The sequence below is a fragment of the Variovorax sp. 22077 genome, assembly GCF_052044195.1.
Taxonomy (GTDB): Bacteria; Pseudomonadota; Gammaproteobacteria; order Burkholderiales; family Burkholderiaceae_C; genus Variovorax; species Variovorax atrisoli.
This window is the reverse complement of record NZ_JBQEQC010000110.1, coordinates 1-476: the sequence shown is the minus strand read 5'-3', so window position 1 is coordinate 476 and position 476 is coordinate 1. Positions and strand designations below refer to the sequence as shown.

The window sequence follows — 476 nt, the reverse complement described above, 5'->3', positions numbered from 1 at the left end:
TACCGTCGGGGATAGGAGCCGAGCAGCCGGAATTCCCTGTGCTGCGCCAGCAGCCCGGCGATGGCCGGCTGCGACGCATGGCCGACGATGTCGATGACATACCGGTGGCCGTCGAGCGACTTCCGCCCCGGGCGCTCGTAGATGGCGAGCACACGGGCCGCACCCGTGAGCGCCTGCAGCGAACGCTGGAACCCAGCCTCGTCGACGCTCAGCAGCAAGCTGGTCTTGTCGCGCCCGCTGGGCGCAGGCATCACGCGTCCCAGTACCCACCAGCGCGTGGTGTTGTGCGGCCCCTGCTCGATCCCGTCCGCGACCGACGCCAGCGCGTGGATGCGTGCCGCGCTCGGTGGCCCCATCGCCGCCATGTCCGAGCGGCTCGCCTGGGCCACCAGCTTTGCGGCCGCTCCCGCGCTGGCCGCGGGCCGGCGCTCGACGTGCGGCATCTCCCGGTCCAGCCAGGGCTTGACCTCCTCGAG

At 72.3% G+C, this 476-nt stretch carries 1 protein-coding gene; it reads right to left on the bottom strand.

Features of this window, described 5'->3' with window-relative positions:
• Window positions 1-476 (bottom strand): prephenate dehydratase domain-containing protein (locus ACTJLF_RS34720; protein WP_440884917.1); only part of this gene is annotated, 476 nt, incomplete at both ends.